At 37.0% G+C, this 20,506-nt stretch carries 13 protein-coding genes and 2 tRNA genes; 6 read left to right on the forward strand and 9 right to left on the reverse strand.

The annotated features are described in order from the left end of the window. The 4 genes from IEW94_RS01655 to IEW94_RS01670 all read right to left on the reverse strand — a co-directional run bounded on the left by IEW94_RS01655 (nt 1) and on the right by IEW94_RS01670 (nt 8,384). The gene (locus tag IEW94_RS01655; protein ID WP_188649526.1) at nt 1-1,971 is read right to left on the reverse strand and encodes a hypothetical protein; all 1,971 of its coding nucleotides are present in this window, start codon (nt 1,969-1,971) and stop codon (nt 1-3) included. A gap of 10 nt (nt 1,972-1,981) precedes the next feature. Then, complete coding sequence (locus IEW94_RS01660) at nt 1,982-3,718, reverse strand: RagB/SusD family nutrient uptake outer membrane protein (protein WP_188649527.1); 1,737 nt, start codon at nt 3,716-3,718, stop codon at nt 1,982-1,984. Nucleotides 3,719-3,728: 10 nt separating this feature from the next. Next, nucleotides 3,729-7,013, reverse strand: a complete 3,285-nt coding sequence (locus IEW94_RS01665; RefSeq protein WP_188649528.1) for a SusC/RagA family TonB-linked outer membrane protein — start codon at nt 7,011-7,013, stop codon at nt 3,729-3,731. Between the two features lie 198 nt (nt 7,014-7,211). Next, the gene (locus IEW94_RS01670; protein ID WP_188649529.1) at nt 7,212-8,384 is read right to left on the reverse strand and encodes a FecR family protein; all 1,173 of its coding nucleotides are present in this window, start codon (nt 8,382-8,384) and stop codon (nt 7,212-7,214) included. Nucleotides 8,385-8,518: 134 nt separating this feature from the next. Here IEW94_RS01670 and IEW94_RS01675 point away from each other — a divergent pair, with 134 nt between their 5' ends. After that, nucleotides 8,519-9,115 (forward strand): RNA polymerase sigma factor, encoded by a 597-nt coding sequence (locus IEW94_RS01675; protein WP_188649530.1) that lies wholly within the window; start codon nt 8,519-8,521, stop codon nt 9,113-9,115. A 355-nt stretch (nt 9,116-9,470) separates the two neighbouring features. Here IEW94_RS01675 and IEW94_RS01680 read toward each other — a convergent pair. The 3 genes from IEW94_RS01680 to mutS form a co-directional block, all read right to left on the reverse strand. Continuing rightward, nucleotides 9,471-9,555: transfer RNA gene (locus tag IEW94_RS01680), tRNA-Leu, on the reverse strand. Nucleotides 9,556-9,583: 28 nt separating this feature from the next. Beyond that, nucleotides 9,584-9,655 (reverse strand) — tRNA-Gly (locus IEW94_RS01685). 96 nt (nt 9,656-9,751) lie between these two features. Continuing rightward, on the reverse strand, nt 9,752-12,331 hold the full coding sequence (gene mutS / locus IEW94_RS01690) for a DNA mismatch repair protein MutS (RefSeq protein WP_188649531.1): 2,580 nt from the start codon (nt 12,329-12,331) through the stop codon (nt 9,752-9,754). 207 nt (nt 12,332-12,538) lie between these two features. On the opposite strand from mutS, the gene IEW94_RS01695 reads away from it, so the two are divergent. The 3 genes from IEW94_RS01695 (at nt 12,539) to IEW94_RS01705 (ending at nt 14,235) form a co-directional block, all read left to right on the forward strand. Then, nucleotides 12,539-12,976 (forward strand): DUF1573 domain-containing protein, encoded by a 438-nt coding sequence (locus IEW94_RS01695; RefSeq protein WP_188649532.1) that lies wholly within the window; start codon nt 12,539-12,541, stop codon nt 12,974-12,976. An 80-nt stretch (nt 12,977-13,056) separates the two neighbouring features. Further along, nucleotides 13,057-13,593, forward strand: coding sequence for an RNA methyltransferase (locus tag IEW94_RS01700; protein WP_188649533.1), 537 nt, complete (start codon nt 13,057-13,059; stop codon nt 13,591-13,593). A gap of 243 nt (nt 13,594-13,836) precedes the next feature. Then, a complete protein-coding gene (locus IEW94_RS01705; RefSeq protein ID WP_188649534.1) occupies nt 13,837-14,235 on the forward strand; it encodes a hypothetical protein in 399 nt (132 codons plus the stop codon). A 121-nt stretch (nt 14,236-14,356) separates the two neighbouring features. Here the strand turns inward: IEW94_RS01705 and IEW94_RS01710 are convergent, their stop codons facing one another. Together IEW94_RS01710 and folK are read right to left on the reverse strand one after the other, a co-directional pair. Continuing rightward, nucleotides 14,357-15,652, reverse strand: coding sequence for an alpha-L-fucosidase (locus tag IEW94_RS01710; protein WP_188649535.1), 1,296 nt, complete (start codon nt 15,650-15,652; stop codon nt 14,357-14,359). Nucleotides 15,653-15,842: 190 nt separating this feature from the next. Then, the gene (gene folK, locus IEW94_RS01715) at nt 15,843-16,970 is read right to left on the reverse strand and encodes a 2-amino-4-hydroxy-6-hydroxymethyldihydropteridine diphosphokinase (protein WP_188649536.1); all 1,128 of its coding nucleotides are present in this window, start codon (nt 16,968-16,970) and stop codon (nt 15,843-15,845) included. 72 nt (nt 16,971-17,042) lie between these two features. On the opposite strand from folK, the gene IEW94_RS01720 reads away from it, so the two are divergent. Together IEW94_RS01720 and IEW94_RS01725 are read left to right on the forward strand one after the other, a co-directional pair. Then, on the forward strand, nt 17,043-17,747 hold the full coding sequence (locus tag IEW94_RS01720) for a queuosine precursor transporter (RefSeq protein WP_188649537.1): 705 nt from the start codon (nt 17,043-17,045) through the stop codon (nt 17,745-17,747). An 82-nt stretch (nt 17,748-17,829) separates the two neighbouring features. Then, nucleotides 17,830-20,466 (forward strand): AsmA-like C-terminal region-containing protein, encoded by a 2,637-nt coding sequence (locus IEW94_RS01725; RefSeq protein ID WP_188649538.1) that lies wholly within the window; start codon nt 17,830-17,832, stop codon nt 20,464-20,466. Nucleotides 20,467-20,506: the final 40 nt, after the last annotated feature.

The raw sequence follows: 20,506 nt of genomic DNA on the forward strand, positions 1-20,506 counted from the left end.
TTAAAACGATTGTATCAAACTTTGCAAACTATTGTTAATGTCAGGATCGCTCCTGTAAAATTGGCTAATAATGTGTTGTTGATATTGATCTATTGCTAACGCCATTGAGCCAATATTGATGTCATACGGATTCCAATTGGGAACTGGAGTGTTTAGGTTTTGGGGCAAGTTGTTGATTCTTATATTGTCTGGCAAGCCCAAAAGCGGATGGAAATACCCCAAAGCCACATAAGCCCTTAATGCTTCCAGAGCCTTTGAGGGTACAAAAGGCAAGGCCAATGTGGCACCGTAAGGTGCTGGCGATTCTTGAATGACTTCACTTTGATTAGCCCCCGAAACAAAAGACCCTTGATTACTGATGTAGTTATCCCAATTAACGAAACCGTTATTTTCTAAATTTGACAAGGTGCCACAGGCCGTAAGCCCCATCAACGGTTTGCCAAACCTTGATTGTGATGCCGTTGCATCCATCGTAAACGCGCTGGTACTATTGGTTTTGTAAGGTTCAACGGGACCTGTCCAGAGTTGCATCCAATTATATGTGAAGCCAGCACCAAACCAACTTACATAGTACCCATTTTTCTTTTCTCTAACTATTCTATTTAAATCAAGATTATTAGCTTCTCCAGAAGCTAAGGCCTCTAGATAGACCAATTCTGTTTCTTCTGAAAAGGCATCACCCCAAACCTGTCCGTTTTTTTGGCCGTTAGCGGCATTCATTCCCTTGGAGATTCTTCCGTATTTATATGAATCATTGGCATCATTGTAAATGACTTTTTCCCATTGGGGCCTGTCCAACAATTCATTGCATAACTGTAGCATATCATCCTCTGAGGCATACCGCTGTCTGACCGCTCTCAAACCTGCTGCGCAAATGGCCCAATCTATGGTACTAATGGCAGCAGCATTATTTTGAAATAGGCCAGTACCATTGGCATTATAGTAGTGCAGAGGAAACCCATAAATACCACCTGAACCATCAAACCAATTTTGGGATTGCTGCCATTTGAGCATGGCGAATATTCGGTCTCTTACTTGTTGCGAATCCATCAAATGGGCGTCCTCGGCAAGTATATAGATGGCATACGCATAACCCATACCCGACAAAGATACCCTAGAGGTTTCATCAGCCGATTCGAGCACCACCCCTCTACCATCACCCAAATCCTTGTAATTCCATAAAAAATAATTGATACTTGATTTTTTAAGCCATTCCAACAATTGGACATCATCAACCGGAGGTTGAAAAGGTTGGGTATTTCCATTTTCCAAGTAAATATCATCTATTCCAATCGCCCCTTTTTTAAATGTCGATAAGTCTTGGTTTTTACCTTCAATTTTAAAAACTAAATGATGTAAATTTTGATCGTTAATAGACATTATAAAGGACTTCATTTCTTTGGTCGTTACCTCAAAGTCTTCACTTTTAATAAGATCTCCATTTATGCTATAGGCTTCCAACGTCAACGTTATGGACACGTCGTAACTAACGGCCTTAAAACTTACTCCGCTTAAGTTCTGTAAAAATGCACCGGGCACGGGCACGGGGTTAACCAATTTTCCGTATAGGGCCAAAACAAATTCAAAATAGTCGCTTTCTTTATTAATTCCCTCAAAGGATATTTTTTGCATGGCATTATAGCCATTCCTTATAATTTCTGATGATACCTTCGTGTATTGACTACTTCTGGTAACCCATTCTGAATTAACCTCGGTGCTTCTATTTTTTCCCATATCAGCCGTATATATGGCAATACCAGGATCATGATTGGGCGCGGCATATTCAGGAAGCACATAAGGTCCATCGGATGGCTGGTTACCTCCCCCTGTGCCTCCAATGGGGTCTGGCATAGGTGTTTTTCCAACGTCCCCTGAGCTACTACAGCTTGTAGTTAAGCACAAGAGGCACACCATCAGAAATTTACTGATTTTTATGTTATTTGAAATACTATGTAGATAATATGGCATCATGTTAATTTTTTTAATTGTAACCAGGGTTTTGTTCTAGATTACTTTTCAGAATTTCCTCAATAGGAATTGGCCATAAATAATGACTCGTTGGAAAACTTCTTTTGCCGGTTCCACCCTCAAAATAATAGTACCTGTAAGATTTGGCTCCGGTATTGGCGTCTTTCTTTACCTGGACCGCAATAATATCCTTAGCAAAATCTGCTTCAGCATCCAACCATCTGCGGGCATCATACCACCTATTGCCTTCAAAAGCCAATTCTATTTTTCTTTCATGCTTGATTTTTTCCAACAGATTGCCCGATGCATCAATGGGAGGCATGTTAACACTACCCCTAGATCTTACCTTGTTGACATATTCCACAGCCATAGGAAAATTATTCAAGTGATATTGGGCTTCTGCATAGGTCAAATAAAATTCAGCCAACCGCATATATATCCATGGTTGATGACTGGATACACCAGCGTTTAACGACCAGCTTTCATCTAAAGATTTTCTAATACCGTAGCCCAGCATACTACCATTCCACCAAAAATCTACATTGGTATTTCTACTGTCTTTACCTCCATCCCAAAACTCCAAATCTCTATCTTTAAATGTTGTTCCATCATACAACACAGAATATCGAAGTCTTGGGTCCCTGTTTTGGTAAGGATTGCTCGGGTTGTAATTGGTGGCCTTAGGATTGATAATGGGTGTTAAGTTATTGGGGCTGCCGGTATAACCCAAAACTGGTATCTCTCCGGAAGTTGTCTCATATTGATCCACAAATTCCTGTCTGGGGTTTTCACTTATCCAACCACCGTCACCATTAGGGAAACGCCATTCGTCTATACTTTGTCCTCCCCTGTAATGATAATAGTAATCTGATAACACATCTACGAGCTCAAAGCCGTACTGACCTAAAAACTGCTTAAAGAAAATCACACCTGAATCCATGGGGTTCAAAAACAAGCCCGGGTAATCATTTGATAGGCTGTACTGATTTAAATTGAACAATTCTTCACAGGCCTGGGAAACTTTTTGCCATCTGGTCTGGTCATTGGTTTTGTTAAAAAGTGGGCTGGCGTCAAACATCAAAGCCCTTATTTTTAAACCAATAGCCGCCCCTTTGGTAATCCTTCCAAAATCCTCACCAACGGCCTCGTCTCGATTAGGCAAATCTTCTATGGCTTGATCCAATTCATCAACTATAAATTGCACACATTCATTAAACGAAGCCCTGGGGACATTGAAATTTGAATCCAAATCAAATGTCTTCTTGATTAATGGTACGCCACCATATCTTGAAATGAGCTCAGTATAGAAATAAGCCCTCAAAAACCGGATTTCGGCAGTAAGTTGTTTAATCCGCTCTTGCTCCCCACCTTGGTAACTGGATATTTTTTCAAGGAAAATATTGTCATTTCTTATGGCTGTGTAGGCATCCAACCAAAATCCATTAAAATAATACATGTTCAAGGATCCCGATGTAAGACCTCCTTGGGTATATTTATCCAAAAACCTTGCTTCATGCATATGGTAGCTTTCATCGGTAATACCCGTCATACGCAACCCTCCGGCCCATTTACAAAAACCATGTGGCAACTCATCATACCTGTCATTAACGTAAAGTTCAATAAGGTTTAAATCTTGCCAAACATCAGCTTCAGAAATAGCATCCAACGGCTTTAAATCTAAAAAGTCCTTGTTACAAGCCGTCATAGATAACATTAAAACCAGGATTATATAAAACTTTATTTTTTTCATTTGTTCTTTTTTAAAATGTTAAGCTAAGACCTGTTGATAATAATCGTTGTTGTGGATAAAACCATCCTGTTGACGAACTGCTCTCGGGGTCATTGATTTTTACCTTGTCGTAAATGATCAATAGATTATGTCCAGACACAAAAAACCTTAAGCTATCAAGTCCTAGTTGGTCCAAAAGTCTTTTATTGAAAGAATAGGACAGCTCAACGTTTTTAAGCCTTAAAAAGGAATTGTCCTTGATCCAAATGGTGGACACCTCCCTAAAACTACTACTAGCCGTATCAAAGGCAGCTGGATACTCTGCATTGGGCGTTCTTAAGGCAGACCGCCATCTTTTTTCATAAAACTCAGATTGTTGGTTAATATCAAAAGGCCTGTAAATGGTCTGTGCCTGGGCCTGGCCTTGGAACAATATATTCAATGAAAAATCTTTCCACTCCAACCCCATGGTACACCCATAAACAATTTTAGGCGTGGGTGAATTTTGTAAGATGATTTGATCCTGTTCATTAAGCACCCCATCATTGTTTTTGTCAACAATCCTGACATCACCGGGCTGGGCATCAGGGAAATGGACCGAATTGTCAATCTCATCTTGATTTTGGTAAATACCGTCTGCTTGATACAACAAAATAAAATCTACTGGTTTGCCCGTTCTGCGTTGCCATTCCGGCACATTGGGCGGCTCATCAATAAAGATTATTTTACTTTTGGCATAGGTAAATTGTCCTCCTATGGAATATTTAAACTCTTTAATGTTGTTTCTGTGCAGTACTTGGGCATCAACCCCCTGGTTGGAAACCCTCCCTATATTTTCATCGGGTAAGGTCAAGCCTGAATACACCGGTACCGAAGCATTTCTTGGTGCCAAAATATCTGAACGCTTTTCATAAAACGCATCAATGCTCCCGTCCAATAACCCTCTCTTTAAAGAAAAGTCCAGCCCTAAATTTATTTTTTCTGAAGTCTCCCAAGTAATATTGGGATTGGGGGTTGTCCCTGGGGTCAAACCATTAACTCTATTGGGGTTTTCCCCAAAAATATAGGAGTTGCCTATGTTGTAAATTTGAAGATATTGAAAATTATCAACCCTATCATTTCCCAACAGCCCCCATGAGCCTCTTATTTTTAACTCGTTTATCAGGTCGCTTTTGAAGAAATGTTCTTTGGATATCCTCCACCCCAATGTGACCGCGGGGAAAAACCCAAAACGTTTACCTTTCGGAAAATTTGCGGAACCGTCATAGCGCATGGTAATATCGGCCAGATATTTGTCATCATATCCGTAGTTTAATCTACCAAAATAATTTTGCCTAGCCGTTTGAAAACCCTTTCCACCATTCTCTTTGTTTTCATCGGAGCCGCTAAATAGATAGGGGATATCTTCTGAAATCAAGTTTTGACGTGAAGCAAAGATATATTCCCCTTTTTGTTGATATTGTTCGTAAGCTATGAACGAACTGATGTTATGCTTTCCAAACTTTTGGTCGTACCCCAATTCAAAGTGAAAGGTTTTATTGAGTTCTTCTGAAAATTGTTGAAATAAGGAAATATTGCCCGTTTGATATTTTAAATTAACATAAGTTCTTGTTGTTTCATCGTATTGATATTGGTCAAAAGGTTTAGAAAGGTCTTTTCTGGTAGTTGTGTAATAATCAATGGCTGCATAGCCTTTGGCATAAAGGCCCTTGGTTATGAAAGGCAAATCCCAGTGCAATGAAAACTTCGAGTCAAATTTTTTGGTCTTGGTATTTTTGTTTCCGCTGTCACCATTAACCAAGCTAATTGGATTTCCAGAGGACGTTTTTGCTAGGAGTCCATTTTCAAAATAAGGAAACTCATAAGGCGCTTGAACAAATATTTGCCTAATGAGACCATCAGTATCTAGAGTTGGTCTATGATTATTTCCAAAACGTCCCGACAAATCAAAACCTAATTTAAGGTTTTTAGCCAATCGGGTATCAATATTTGACCTCATGTTGTATTGTTTGTACCCGTAGGCGTCACCTGTGTAAATGGCATCTTGGTTTAAAAATTGTCCTGAAAGATAAAATTGTGTCTTTTCATTGCCTCCCCTTATGCTTAAAGCGTGTTGTAGTTGCGGGGTCCATTTGCTTGTAACCACATCCCACCAATCTGTATCTGCCCATTGGGAGCTGTCTATGCTTCCATCACGATATTGTCTAATGACATCTTGAAACTCCATAGGCCTTCCATTCCTGACATTGATTTCGTCAATCCATGTTAAATACTGACGGGCATTCATTAAAAATGGTCTTCTGGTAGGTTGGGCTAGTGAATAGCTTTGATTATAAGTGAATTGCGTTTTTCCTTCCTTTCCTCTTTTGGTGGTAATAAGTATGACCCCGTTGGCCGCTTGAGCACCATAAATGGCTGCAGAGGCATCTTTCAAAACAGAAATGCTCTCAATATCATTTGGGTTCAATCGCTCAAAACTACCTCGGTTGGGTATACCATCAATAACATATAGTGGCGTGTTGTTCCCCGTGGTTGCAATTCCTCTTATCAAGGTTGTTATTTCATCACTACCTGGCTCTCCACCTCTTGAGTTGATAATAAGCCCTGGGATGCGTCCCGTGAGATTATTTGCTAGGTTGGCTGTTTGGCTTTCTTGAATTTCATCCGTTTTAATATCAGAAACCGCCCCGGTAAGGGTCACTTTTTTCTGAGTACCATAGCCTACCACTACCACCTCATCAAGACTGGCGGCATCTTCTTTTAAAACGACCGTGATTTGGGTTTCTCCCTGCAAAGCAACCTCTTTTGTTTTGTAACCCAAATAGGAGATGACCAATGTTGGGGCTTTACCCTTAATGACCAAATTGAATTTCCCATCAAAATCGGTTTGTGTTCCATTATTGGTCCCTTTTTCAATAATATTGGCACCTGGCAAAGGTTGCCCGGCATCATCAGTCACCAGACCTTGTATGATATATTCTTGAGGTTTCAACGGCGTTTTTCCCTTGGTTTTTTCCTTAATCAAAACGGCATTGTTCTCTGTGACACTAAATTCGAAATCACCAGATGACAAGCTTCGCCTTAACAGTTCATTGGCGCCTATGGTTCCCTTTTTTAATTGAACTTTTGGCAGCCCATCAAAAATCCCCTCTTCATAAAAAAAGGTATAATCGGTTTGATCCATGATCAAGTCAAAAACTTCATCAACAGTAAGCGTTTTATCTTCAAGGATTTTAATTTTTGAGTTTTGAGATAAAGCACTTTTTGGAGTTAAGGCAAAAACTACGGTACAGCATAAGAATATGAATGTTCTCATAATGATTAGTAAAAACCATTTTCTGTCAAGCAGACAGGAACGGATTAGTTTAATTTGCATAAATTTGTAGTGTTAGTTTAGTTATTTAATTACTTGCTAATAAGACCTTGAGGGTAAAGTGGTAATCTTTGGCGAGACAAACTTTATCCTCTTTTTTTATTATTTCATGATGATTATTCTTTAATGTTAAAAAATGGCTTATCTTATAATGATTGTTTTATCGGTTATCTCATAGTTATTTATGGTACTGGATTTCATAATGGATAATATTTCTTCAATACTTTGGTTCTTATTCAAGTTACCCTTAAACTTTAAAGACTCCAAAGACTTGTTTTCAAAAACGACTTGAACATCGTACCATCTTGCTAACACTTTCATGATCTCTTTAAGTGATTTGTCCTTAAAACTGAACAGGCCTCTTCTCCAAGAAGTTTCAGTATCAACATTTACCTGTGAAATGGCCAAAGTATTGTTTGTTAAGTTCAGTTTTGATTGCTGGTTTGGTGCCAATATTTTATTGCCTGACGAAGTACTGATGGCTACCACCCCTTTGACCAAAGTGGTATAAATTTCAGATTCATCCCTGTAGGCCTTTATATTAAATTCTGTCCCTATCACTTCTACTTTTTGGGATTTATTGTACACCTGGAATTTGGCTCCTTTGTGTAAAGTACTTGGAGAAACCTCAAAGTAAGCCTCACCATAAACCAACTCTACTTTTCTTGTTTCTCCCTCAACAAAAGCTACTGGATATTTTAATTGGGACTCAGAATTTAACCAAACCTGGGTGCCGTCAGAAAGTTTTATAAAAAACTGTCCCCCTCTAGGTATGGTCAAATAATTGTAGGCGATATCCTTGGGTTTTGTTTTATTCCCTTTATAAACAATCTCCTCACCGTTACTAATGGCGTTTTGGGTTTTTACCTCGTTACCTTTTTCTAAAGCAATCTGAGACCCATCCTGCAACGTAAGGGTTGCTTTATCGGTTCCAGGCACAATATTGTTTTTTACATCACTCACTTTGTTTTGGTCAGAAGACGTTTGAGAATTAAATAAATCTCGCCTTATGGTGTAGGCAACAGCAAAAATCCCTACCAGAACAGCGGCAGCTACATATTTAAAAGCTGTTGTTCTGTAAAATCTATGGAACAATGGTTTATCCCTTTTGATTTCTTTTAAAAGCCTATCAAGCACCCTGCTTGAATCTGGATCATTTATACTGTAGATCACCGCATAATGGGTCTGCACATAGGCCTTGAACAGCTTTTCATTTGCAGGGGTTTCTATCCATTCAGAAAGTATATCCAGATCAGTTGATGTTGCTGATTTAGTGATATATTTTACGATGATTTTTTCTATTTTGGGAGTCATTTAATACCTTTTGATCTTTACTATATTACAAAGCAAAAACTAACAACCCTTACTTTTTTGATAATTATTTTTAGTTTGTATTGATAATTTATGATATTTACACACTGATTAATGTGGATTTATAGTTTTTTATCATGGCTTTTTCATACATCAATAATGAAAAACTAATTGAACACCTTAAAAAAGGTGATGAGAGTGCCTATGCCTATTTGGTATCAACCTACCATAAAAAATTGTTTGTATATGCACTAAGCCTCAACAATGATCACGCTACTGCCGATGATATTGTTCAAAATGTTTTTTTAAAGACCTGGGAGTACAGAAATCGCCTTAACCCAGATTATTCGATAAGCAGCTTTTTATATAAAACCACTTATAATGAATTTATCAACCAGTATCATAAATCCAGAGCTATTTCAAACTTAGAACGCAGCTACATTGAAGCCCTTGATACTGCCATTGATGAAGACAACAAAGACGTCATGGAACGTAAGATTGCTTGCGTAACCGAGGGTATTAAACACTTACCTCCCAAATGCAAGGAAACTTTTTTGTTGAGCAAGAAAGAAGGGCTCACCAATATTGAAATTTCGGAGTATCTAAACATCTCAATCAAAACGGTTGAGGGTCAACTTACCAAAGCCTATAATCTATTGCGCCAGCGCGTTGGGGACCAATTGAAAGAAATCTTATTTTTCTTTTTTGGGAAAACTAAACAAAACAGGATTTAGTTTCATATTATTTTTTGGTAAATAACATCAATTAATTCTATACTTCTTAAAATTCTCGGATTCCTTAAAAAATTTCTATTAAGACTTAATCAGCATTACTAGGATAATTATTTTCTACTAAAAAAGGATAAGGCTAGCAATAAGTTCCAACGTGATGGTTTTGAGTTTACTCCAGCCTGTGTATTTAGCCTTGTATCTATACAATTAGATTAAAGTAATCCGTTTTTTTTCTGGACAAGCAAAATTATATTTAATACAAATCGTTAACTTAATCCATTCACTAAATCAAGTTTAGACCAACATATTTTTTTTGAAAACAAAAACCTCCAACCAAAAAAGGTTGAAGGTTCTACAGTACTGAAGGCGGGACTTGAACCCGCACGGCCATAATGGCCATTGGATTTTAAGTCCAACGTGTCTACCAATTCCACCACTTCAGCAACTTTGGTATATTTTAAAAAGTTTCAGAGCGAAAGACGGGATTTGAACCCGCGACCCTCACCTTGGCAAGGTGATGCTCTACCCCTGAGCTACTTTCGCATTATTTAAGAACGAGCAATATGATTATTGCGGATGCAAATTTAAAATATTTCTACTAAAACCAAAGGGTTTTTAATAAAATAATGGTTTTTATTTCTAGGCTCGTTTTTCTTTGATTAGCATGCGCTTAATTTCATTGAGTTTCATCAGCGCTTCAACGGGTGTAAGTGTATTAATATCAATATGTAAAATCTCATCCTTTATATTTTCAAGCAACGGGTCATCTAGGTTAAAAAAGCTTAATTGCATATCGTCTTGCAAGGTTTTTACCGTATCTGATAGCTCTTCGCTGGAATGTGATTTTTCCAGTTTCTGCAAAATCTTGTTTGCCTTGTGGATGACTTGCTGTGGCATGCCTGCCATTTTTGCCACATGAATTCCAAAACTATGGGCACTGCCTCCTTCAACCAATTTCCGTAAGAAAAGCACATGGTCTTTTAATTCTTTTACAGATACGTTGAAGTTCTTGATCCGCTCAAAGGTTTCGGTCATTTCATTCAGCTCATGATAATGTGTGGCAAATAAGGTTTTTGGCTTAGCAGGATGCTCGTGCAAATATTCACTAATGGCCCATGCTATGGAAATACCGTCATACGTACTGGTTCCGCGACCAATTTCGTCCAGTAATACCAAACTCCTTTCAGAAATATTGTTTAATATGGAAGCCGTCTCATTCATCTCCACCATAAAGGTTGATTCGCCCATAGAAATATTATCGCTGGCACCTACTCTGGTAAAAATTTTATCAACAAAACCTATTCTAGCTGACTTGGCCGGTACAAAACTTCCTATTTGCGCTAATAGAACAATAAGCGCTGTTTGACGCAAAATAGCCGATTTACCAGACATATTGGGTCCCGTAATCATAATGATTTGCTGTGAACTTCTATCTAAAAATACATTGTTGGCAATATAAGGCTCTCCAATAGGCAATTGCTTTTCAATAACGGGATGCCTACCATCTGAAATTTCCAAATCAAAAGACTCATCAATGATTGGATATACATAGTGATTATCTTTTGCTAATTGGGCAAATCCACACAAACAATCCAACTGGCCTATTAAAAAAGCGTTTTGCTGCACCGCCTTGATATATTGGTGTAGCCAACCTACCAACTCCGAAAACAACTGTTGTTCAATTGCTAAAATACGGTCCTCAGCTCCTAATATTTTAGCTTCATACTCTTTGAGTTCTTCCGTAATATATCGTTCGGCACTAACAAGGGTTTGCTTTCTAATCCAGTCTTGTGGGACTTTATCCTTATGTGTATTTCTAACCTCAATGTAATATCCAAAAACATTGTTGGAGGCTATTTTTAAGGATGTGATTCCTGTTCGCTCACTTTCGCGCTCCAACATGTTGTCCAAATAATCTTTTCCAGATTTGGACAAGTCTCTTAAATCGTCCAGCTCCGAAGAAAATCCTGGTGCAATCGTGTTCCCTTTTAACACATTGACAGGTGCCTCTTCATTTAAAGTTTCTTTTATTTTCTCCCTTAATACCTCACAGCTTTGAAGCGTATCCCCAATAATTTTTAAGGATTGATTGGTACAATTGGATGCAATGGCTTTTATGGGCACAATGGCTTCCAGTGAGTTTTTAAGCTGAATGACTTCACGTGGATTGACTTTTCCTGTGGCCACTTTTGAAATCAACCGCTCCAAATCGCCAATATGCTTAATGTGTTGTTGGATTTTTTGAAGGACCGTTTTCTCTTTAGTCAAATAATCAACCACTTCGTGGCGCTGTTTTATTTTGTCCAAACTTTTTAGGGGCAATGCCAACCAGCGTTTTAATAAGCGTCCGCCCATAGGCGAAATGGTTTTGTCTATAACCTGCAAGAGGGTTACAGCATTGGTATTGTTCGAATTGTAAAGCTCTAAATTTCTGATGGTGAATTTATCCATCCACACATAATCGTCTTCTGCAATTCTTGAAATGGAACTGATATGTTGAATATTATCGTGCTGTGTTTCTGATAAATAATGCAAAACAGAACCGGATGCTATAATGCCTTCATACAGCTCTTCAATTCCAAAACCTTTAAGCGACTTGGTATTAAAGTGTTTAGTCAGGGTTTCGTAAGCATAATCGGCTTGATACACCCAATCTTCCATGTAAAAAACATGAAAATCATTTCCAAAAGTCTCGGTGAATGTGGTTCGTTTTTGTTTGGATACCAATACTTCACTGGGATTGAAATTCTGCAATAACTTATCAATGTATTCCGCATTGCCCTGTGAGGTTAAAAACTCCCCAGTAGAAATATCTAAAAAAGCTACCCCAATATGATTTTTATCAAAATAAACCGAGCATAAAAAGTTGTTGGATTTTGATAACAATACCTCATCATTAAACGCTACGCCCGGCGTTACCAGTTCGGTCACACCACGCTTTACAATGCTTTTGGCAAGTTTTGGGTCTTCTAACTGGTCACAAATAGCTACACGCTCTCCAGCTTTTACCAGTTTTGGCAAATAGGTGTTTAAGGAATGGTGCGGAAACCCGGCCAACTCAGTTTCACTCTCACTTCCGGCACCACGTTTGGTTAAAATGATCCCTAAAATATTAGCTGTTTTAACAGCATCTTCTCCAAAGGTTTCATAAAAATCACCCACACGGAATAACAACAACGCATCAGGATACTTTGTCTTAATCGTGTTGTATTGTTTCATCAAAGGAGTTTCCTTCTTTGTTTTGGATTTTGCTGTCAAAAAATATAAACCTTTAGTTACTTATTTTGTTTTCATGCGAATTTAGTCAATTTAAAAGTTGTTATAAAATTATGTTAAAAATAAAATTCTAAGCCTCAACACATCACACCTTTAAATAAGTTTTCATAGATTTGGCTTTAGTATTAAACCTAAAATACATTTAAAACCATGAAAAAAATTGTTTTACTAAGCTTTACTTTGCTAGGAATGGTATTTACAGGAGTGTCCCAAACTGCTACTAAAGTGGCCGAAGCACAAGCTGTATCCAAAGACGATGGCGCCAAAATTGAGTTTGAAACTGAGACCATAGATTATGGAACCATTGAGAACAATGCCGATGGAAACAGAGAGTTTAAGTTTACCAACACCGGTAACGCCCCTTTAGTAATTACCAATGCCAAAGGGTCTTGCGGGTGTACCGTGCCTACATGGCCAAAAGAAGCTATTGCTCCTGGAGAATCATCTGTTATCAAAGTACATTACGCTACTAACAGAACTGGTGCGTTTTCCAAAAGTGTTACCTTGATTTCTAACGCAGTGAATGCACCTACCAAGGTCCTTCATATTAAAGGTACTGTCAATCCTCCTAAACCAGCTGACAAATAATAATACAAGGAACCAAGTTTTTTAAAATACATGATAAAACTTCCTTTTAAAAGGAAGTTTTTTTTTTGAATATTTGCATTATGAGAAAACTAAAGAACAGCGAGTTGGACCGATTGAGTGTGGACGATTTTAAATCGGTTGCAAAAACACCACTCATTATTGTGTTGGATAATATTCGCAGTCTTAACAATATAGGCTCGGTGTTCAGGACCAGTGATGCTTTTTTGGTTGAAAAAATTTACCTCTGTGGCATTACGGCCACCCCACCGCACAAAGACATTCACAAAACTGCTTTGGGTAGTACCGAAACCGTAGCTTGGGAGTATGCTGAAAACACTTTGGACTTAGTTGAAAAATTAAAATCTAACGGTGTGAAAATCTGCTCTATTGAACAAGCTGAAAACGCTACCATGCTCAACGACTTTATACCTGAACAACAAACAACATACGCTTTGGTTTTTGGCAATGAAGTAAAAGGTGTTGCTCAAAAAGTTGTTTCGGCCAGTGATATGGTGATTGAAATCCCGCAGTTTGGCACCAAACATTCTCTAAATATTTCAGTAAGCGCCGGTGTGGTGATTTGGGATGTGTTTTCTAAGTTGAAAACAAAAGGTTAGAAGCGAATCGTTTGCTTGTCAAATAGAGCAGTTTCCTTTATAAAATTGTATCAAAAGGTCTAGCCAATTTCAATTCAAGCTCCCCTTTCCAAAAATTTCATTTAATCTGATTTTTTTTAGAATAACTAACTTAGCTTGCCAGACGATAAGATTGATTGAAACAGAATAATATCTTAAATTAACTACAAGATTCTAAACAGTACGCAACCAAACAACTTAAATTGTATCTAATAGAAAAAACCAATGAAACAAATTAAAACAATATTTTTATTATTGCTGACCATTTTTTCCATTAGTTGTACTCAGGATAATTCAGAATCAGACAGACAATATAATATAAAAAACAATAGTTGTTCAGAAATAAAAGGAACGGAATACAGTATCTGTTTGGAGTATGTAAATGATTCTAGATGTCCCTCTAATGGAAATTGTATATGGGAAGGTAATGCATCTGCTAATTTTGTATTGAATTCAAAAACTGAAAACAAGTCTTTTACATTAAACACTCAGAAAAATTTCCAACGAGATACAATACTAAATGGATTAAAGATTGAATTAGTTAGTGTTTCGCCTTACCCGTTATTGAACAGCACTACCAATCAGAATGATTATTCGGTTAAAATTAATATTTACATGGAATAAAAAAATTGCAACTTAAATTGCCAGTTTCCTTATAAAATTAATTACAAATTAAATCAAACCTAAAAAATCAGTCCTCACAAATGGCATCCAGAACACTTAAATTAATATTAAAAAACACATATTATTGAATTTTAAGCTTAATAACAGTTATTATATCATCTTGTGAATTGTCATTCCTTTTTATTGTAATTAAACCTTTGTCTTGTTTAAAATCAACTGTTTCATCAGTAGCTAAATAAGTTGCCTCTTTAATTTTTGTTCCACTATACGGTATTTGCAATGTTCCGTTGTCAGGCCAATTAATGATGTACACAAATATGGTATTACCTTTTTGGGTAGTGCCGCCCCAATCATCATTGAATGGAATAGGGCCGCCCCGTGTACCATATACAGCTTCACCATTTGTCTTAAGCCATGCACCCATTCCTTGTAATCGGGTGACTTGCAATGGTTCTATCTCGCCATCAGCATTCGGGCCTACATTAAGCAAAAAATTACCACCCATACAAATTACTTTTACAAATTTGGTTAGAAGAAATTCCAATGGGCGCACTTCTGCATTGGGTTTCCATCCCCAACCGCCTTTTGATATGGTAAAACAACGTTCCCAAGGCCTATCGGTCTGCATGCCGCCATCTTCTTTTTCCCGAGTATCAAAATCGCCTTTCCAACCACTTCTGGGATTGATAACAATTTTGGGTTGTAATTCCCTAACAATGCTGTTCAAACGTAAAGGCTCCCAAGAAAAATCACCCGTGTATGGTTTGTCCTTGGGTCTGGCATGCCAACTGGGTGAAGATCCTCCAAATTCCAGTCCGCCCAATCCTAGCCACTCATCTTCACCACCATCGTACCACAATAAATCTATTTTGCCATAATCACTCATCAGTTCGCGTATCTGTCCATAGGTTTGCGACTTCATTTCCTCTGCGCTGGCCCGATACATGGAAGGGAAAAAGAAGCCAGGAAAACGCCAATCCAAAGGCGAATAATAAAACCCAACTTTTAAACCCTTATCCCGTGCAGCGTTGACATAATCTCTAACAAAATCCTTTTTGGCCGCACTGTGCATGCTGTTGAATTGGTCTTTGCTGGCCTCGCTATCCCAAAGTGCAAAACCATCATGGTGCTTGGTGACCAATACCATATATTTCATACCTGCTTCCTTTGCAATAGTTGCCCATGTATTAGCATTGAATTTAGGGGCATCAAACTCTTTGGCCAAGTTGGCATAGGTATCTTTATCAATACGTTTATTGAACATGACCCACTCTCCTTTTCCGATAATGGAATACAAACCCCAGTGAATGAACATACCAAACTTGGCGTCTTTAAACCATTCCATATCTTGCTGCGGCAATAATAGTTCGTCTTCATTCAAAACTTTTTTTTGAGCATAAAATAAGCTACTGTTCATGAAGAATAGGAATAATATTAAACAATATGTGTTTATGCTTTTCATGTGTAAGATTGATTAGTTATTGACATAAAATTAACTATTAAACTGAATAGACTGCGTATGTTGTGCGTTCAATTTAAAGGGACATATCATTCAAATATGGCTGAAGGCTTCTACTTTCAAGTTTAGAAATTTGAAAGCATCCAGATCACTCTCTACAAATAGTATCCAATATGCTTAGATAATCTTCACGGTTAGCAACAAAATCTTTCTCAGAAATATCAATGATCTTCACATTAAAATCTGTTTGGCTTTTTAAAAACTCCAAATAGCCCGTATTGATTTTATCAAGGTAGTCATTGGCAATATTCTGTTCATAGTCACGTCCACGCTTTTTAATATTATCCTGAAGACGCTCGGTGTTTTGATATAGGTACACATACAAATCGGGCTTTCGTAAATCTTTGTACATCAAATAAAACAGTTTTCTGTAAAGCTTGAACTCATCTTCTGGTAAGGTAATCTTTGAAAAAATCAGTGATTTAAACACATCATAATCGCTTACAATAAAATCCTTGAACAGATCCAGTTGCGATAAATCATCACTTATTTGTTGGTAACGGTCTGCCAAAAATGACATCTCCAAGGTAAAGGCATACCGTTGGGCATCTTCATAAAACTTTGGCAAAAAAGGGTTATCGGCAAAGCGCTCCAAAATAAGCTTCGCATTAAAATCATGTGCTATCTTGGTTGCCAAGCTTGTTTTTCCAGCACCAATGTTACCTTCTATTGCAATGTAATTGTAGTTAGAAAAATTGTGTTGTTTGCTTGGGTTTTTCAACCAAATATTAATAGGCTCAAAATGACTGTTATCTTCACAGTTTTGTAACAAACCAGTAATGTCTTGCTTTAATTCAGGGTGCATCATTTTTGGGGCAAAATCATGCAAAGGTTGTAATACAAACTTACGCTTATGCATTTCCGGATGCGGTACCTGAAGGGTTTTTGAATTAATAACATCATCATCAAAAAAAAGAATATCCAAATCTATGGTTCTGGATTCATAGCCTGTTTTTTTGGTGCGAACACGCCCCAATTGCTTTTCTATGGCGAGCAATATTTTTAAAATCGCTTTGGGTTGTAGTTCTGTTTCTATACGAATACATGTGTTTAAAAAATCGTCACTTTCAAAACCAAAAGCCGGACAATTATAGACTCTTGATATGACATCAATCTTACCTATCTTATTGTAAATAAGATTTATAGCATCTTGAAGATTTTTAAAACGATCGCCTTTATTACTCCCTAATGATATGTATACAATGTGTGAATCCATGATAATTAATGGCAAAATAACTAAAAGAAAATCACTTTAACCTATATTTGTGAAAACTGTTAATAAGTTTCTATGACATTGAAAGACAAGCTCGCGGCACAACGTATTTACTTCATTTTGGGTGCTCTTTTTATTACCTCATTAGTTGTTTCAAATTTAATTTTTCAAAAATTCTTTTACTGGTATCCATTTCATATTGAGATTTTTGGAACCAAGCTTTTTGAAATTTCCGTTGGTATCTTGCCATATCCCATTACCTTTTTAATTACTGATTTAATCAGTGAGATTTACGGAAAAAAACGCGCCAACCAAATTGTGGTAACTGGTATTTTTGCATCGTTGTTTTCTTTATCCATTGTATTTGTTTCTAACCTAGTTCCTGCAACAAGCTGGTCGCCAGTTGGCAATGAGATGTTTTCAACGGTTTTCGGGAATACGGCCGTAGCCGTTTTTGCAAGTATGCTAGCGTATTTATTTGCACAATTTATTGATATACAGATTTATCATTTTTGGAAACGGGTAACCAAAGGCAAACACTTGTGGATACGCAATAATTTTTCAACATTTTCATCACAATTTGTAGATACACTGACCATTTTGATTTTAATGTGTTCGTTTGGAATTATTGACTGGAGCCGTTTTGAAGGCTTGCTTGTCGCCGGGTTTTTGTTTAAAGCCTTTATAGCCTTGTGCGACACACCATTTTTGTATTTAGGTGTGTTTTTGTTTAGAAAACGCTTTAAAATACAAGTCAATGAAGAAATTGAATTGTTGTAATTATTAGAAAAGTTAACAAAAATTTAGTGCAAATATCATCTTTTATGATGCAATTTTACGTATATTCTCTATAAACTATCTTATGAAGAAAGCGTTAAAAATTACCGGAATCACCATACTCTCCATTCTAATTTTACTAATTGCCATCCCATTTCTTTTTCAGTCGCAAATTAAAGATGCTGTTAAAGAATTTATTAATGACAACCTTAATGCCCATGTTGAGTTTAGTGATGTAAACTTGAGTTTTTTAAGCCATTTTCCTAAGGCTTCTGTTTCTGTCAGTGATTTAACAATCACCAATTTTGAACCGTTTAAGGACGAAACCTTTGCTACGGCCAGAGACATATCTTTTACCATGTCAATAAAAGAGCTCTTCAAAGATTTTGATAAAGAGCCTATTGTTATTAATTCCATTACCGTTGATGAAGCTTTGTTAACACTTAAAACGGATAAGTTTGGCAATACCAATTATAATATTGTAAAAGAAGATAGTAGTAACACAGAAACAAAATCAAGCAGCAAATTTTCATTTGACATTAAAGATTATAGAATAAAAAACAGTGCTTTAACATATCTTGACGAAGCATCCAAAATGAAGATTTATGTATCTGAATTGAACCATGAAGGCAATGGCATATTTTCTGCAGAAAAATCTGAATTGGATACCAAAAGCGAGGCTCACGTAAGCTTTACAATGGACAGCACCAATTATTTAAACAATAATCTTGTCAAGTTAGATGCCTTAATAGGTCTTGATTTGCCAAATGATACGTACACCTTTAAAGACAACAAAGGCTATATTAACCAATTGCCTTTGGAATTTCAAGGATATGTAAAATTATTGGAAACAGGTGAAGAGGTCAATATCACATTTGAAAATCCAGAATCATCATTTAAGGACTTTTTAGCGGTCATTCCAGAAGCGTATTCCAAAAATATTGAGCAGGTTGAAACCACGGGCGATTTTAAAGTAAAAGGTGCTATTAAAGGAATTGTGTCAGATGAAACCATCCCTACTTTAGATATTAATATCACCTCAAATAATGCATCCTTTAAATATCCCGATTTACCAAAACGCGTTGAAAACATAACCATTAACACATCTATAAAAAACACAACCGGCAACGCAGATGACACCTATGCAGATATTCACACCCTTGATTTTAAAATAGACCAAGATGTTTTCAAATCGTCTGCAACACTCAAAAACCTGACTGGGAACATGTTGGTAAACGCCAACATAGATGGCGTTTTAAATTTGGCCAATATCAGTAAAGTATATCCTGTTGAGCTAGACAAAAACTTGACCGGTATCTTAAAAGCAAAAGTCAATACGGCTTTTGATATGGACGCCATTGATACCAACGCTTATGAGCGTATTAAAAACAGTGGTAGCATGAGTCTGAGCAACTTTAATTTTTCTTCAGAATCATTGGCGAACCCCATTCAAATCTCTGATGCCAGAATTACCTTTAACACGGGCAATGTAAGCTTGAACCAATTCACTGCAAAAACAGGGAAAAGTGATTTAAATGCCACGGGAACCATTAAAGGATTGTTGGGTTTTTTATTGAGTGACAAACCACTTCAGGGTAATTTTAATTTAAACTCCAACCGCTTTGCCGTCAATGATTTTATGACTGATAATACAGACGAAACCACTGACAGCAAAACACCAAGTGAATCCCTTAAAATCCCGGCCTTTTTAGATTGCACCATCAATGCACAAGCCAACACGGTTGATTATGATAATTTACATTTGAAAAACGTAAAAGGCACCTTAATCATTAAAGACGAGCGAGCCATATTGCAAAACTTAACCTCCAATCTTTTTGACGGGAATTTGGCAGTCACCGGTTTGGTATCAACCAAAGCAGAAACTCCAACCTTCAACATGGATTTGGGCATTAATAGTTTTGACATTGGGCAATCGTTTCAAGGATTTGAATTGCTTCAAAACATAGCACCCATTGCAAAAGCCATTCAAGGTAAGTTTAACACAACCTTGAATTTAAAAGGTTCGTTGACCAATGACTTTACTCCCAACCTAAACTCTTTATCTGGTAATGCGTTTGCAGAGCTCTTATCGTCAACCATTAACCCATTAAATGCCGAAGTTTTAAATCAATTAGGATCTTCATTAAATTTTATTGATTTTAAAAAATTAAACCTCAACGACCTAAAAACCACATTTGAGTTTAGTGATGGAAAAGTGAGTGTAAAACCCTTTCACTTAAAATACCAAGATATTGATATTGAAGTTTCAGGTAATCATAATTTTGATAAAACTATGTCATATAATGCTGTATTTAATGTGCCTGCCAAATATTTGGGTAGTGAAGTCAATCGGTTAATTGGTAAAATTGATGACAAATCGGCAAACAATATATCCATTCCCGTAACAGCCAATATTACAGGAACGTATACCAAACCTTCTGTTACAACCGACTTATCAAGTAGTGTTTCAAAGTTAACAAACCAATTGGTTGAAATACAAAAGCAAAAACTACTGAACCAAGGCAAAGGCAAAGTAACCGATTTACTTGGTGGATTGCTGGGGGGAAACCAAAAAACCACACAAACAGACTCCACAAAAACACAAACAAGTCAAGTAGATTCAACAAAAACAAATACTGGTAGCACCGTTCAAAAAGAAATCAAAAACGTATTGGGTGGTCTATTGGGTGGCAAGAAAAAGAAAACAGACACCATAAATTAGCTTTTTCGGGGGAATTTTCATGGTTTTACCATAAAGCCGC

This window comes from Yeosuana aromativorans (genome assembly GCF_014646655.1).
Taxonomy (GTDB): Bacteria; Bacteroidota; Bacteroidia; order Flavobacteriales; family Flavobacteriaceae; genus Yeosuana; species Yeosuana aromativorans.

What these genes read in the sequence shown, in the direction of transcription:
- IEW94_RS01670 (WP_188649529.1), bottom strand. Translation starts at nt 8,384, where the DNA reads ATGACTCCCAAAATAGAAAAAATCATCGTAAAATATATCACTAAATCA.
- IEW94_RS01695 (WP_188649532.1), top strand. Translation starts at nt 12,539, where the DNA reads ATGAAAAAAATTGTTTTACTAAGCTTTACTTTGCTAGGAATGGTATTT.
- mutS (WP_188649531.1), bottom strand. Translation starts at nt 12,331, where the DNA reads ATGAAACAATACAACACGATTAAGACAAAGTATCCTGATGCGTTGTTG.
- IEW94_RS01675 (WP_188649530.1), top strand. Translation starts at nt 8,519, where the DNA reads ATGGCTTTTTCATACATCAATAATGAAAAACTAATTGAACACCTTAAA.
- IEW94_RS01710 (WP_188649535.1), bottom strand. Translation starts at nt 15,652, where the DNA reads ATGAACAGTAGCTTATTTTATGCTCAAAAAAAAGTTTTGAATGAAGAC.
- IEW94_RS01660 (WP_188649527.1), bottom strand. Translation starts at nt 3,718, where the DNA reads ATGAAAAAAATAAAGTTTTATATAATCCTGGTTTTAATGTTATCTATG.
- IEW94_RS01700 (WP_188649533.1), top strand. Translation starts at nt 13,057, where the DNA reads ATGAGAAAACTAAAGAACAGCGAGTTGGACCGATTGAGTGTGGACGAT.
- folK (WP_188649536.1), bottom strand. Translation starts at nt 16,970, where the DNA reads ATGGATTCACACATTGTATACATATCATTAGGGAGTAATAAAGGCGAT.
- IEW94_RS01720 (WP_188649537.1), top strand. Translation starts at nt 17,043, where the DNA reads ATGACATTGAAAGACAAGCTCGCGGCACAACGTATTTACTTCATTTTG.
- IEW94_RS01655 (WP_188649526.1), bottom strand. Translation starts at nt 1,971, where the DNA reads ATGATGCCATATTATCTACATAGTATTTCAAATAACATAAAAATCAGT.
- IEW94_RS01725 (WP_188649538.1), top strand. Translation starts at nt 17,830, where the DNA reads ATGAAGAAAGCGTTAAAAATTACCGGAATCACCATACTCTCCATTCTA.
- IEW94_RS01705 (WP_188649534.1), top strand. Translation starts at nt 13,837, where the DNA reads ATGAAACAAATTAAAACAATATTTTTATTATTGCTGACCATTTTTTCC.
- IEW94_RS01665 (WP_188649528.1), bottom strand. Translation starts at nt 7,013, where the DNA reads ATGAGAACATTCATATTCTTATGCTGTACCGTAGTTTTTGCCTTAACT.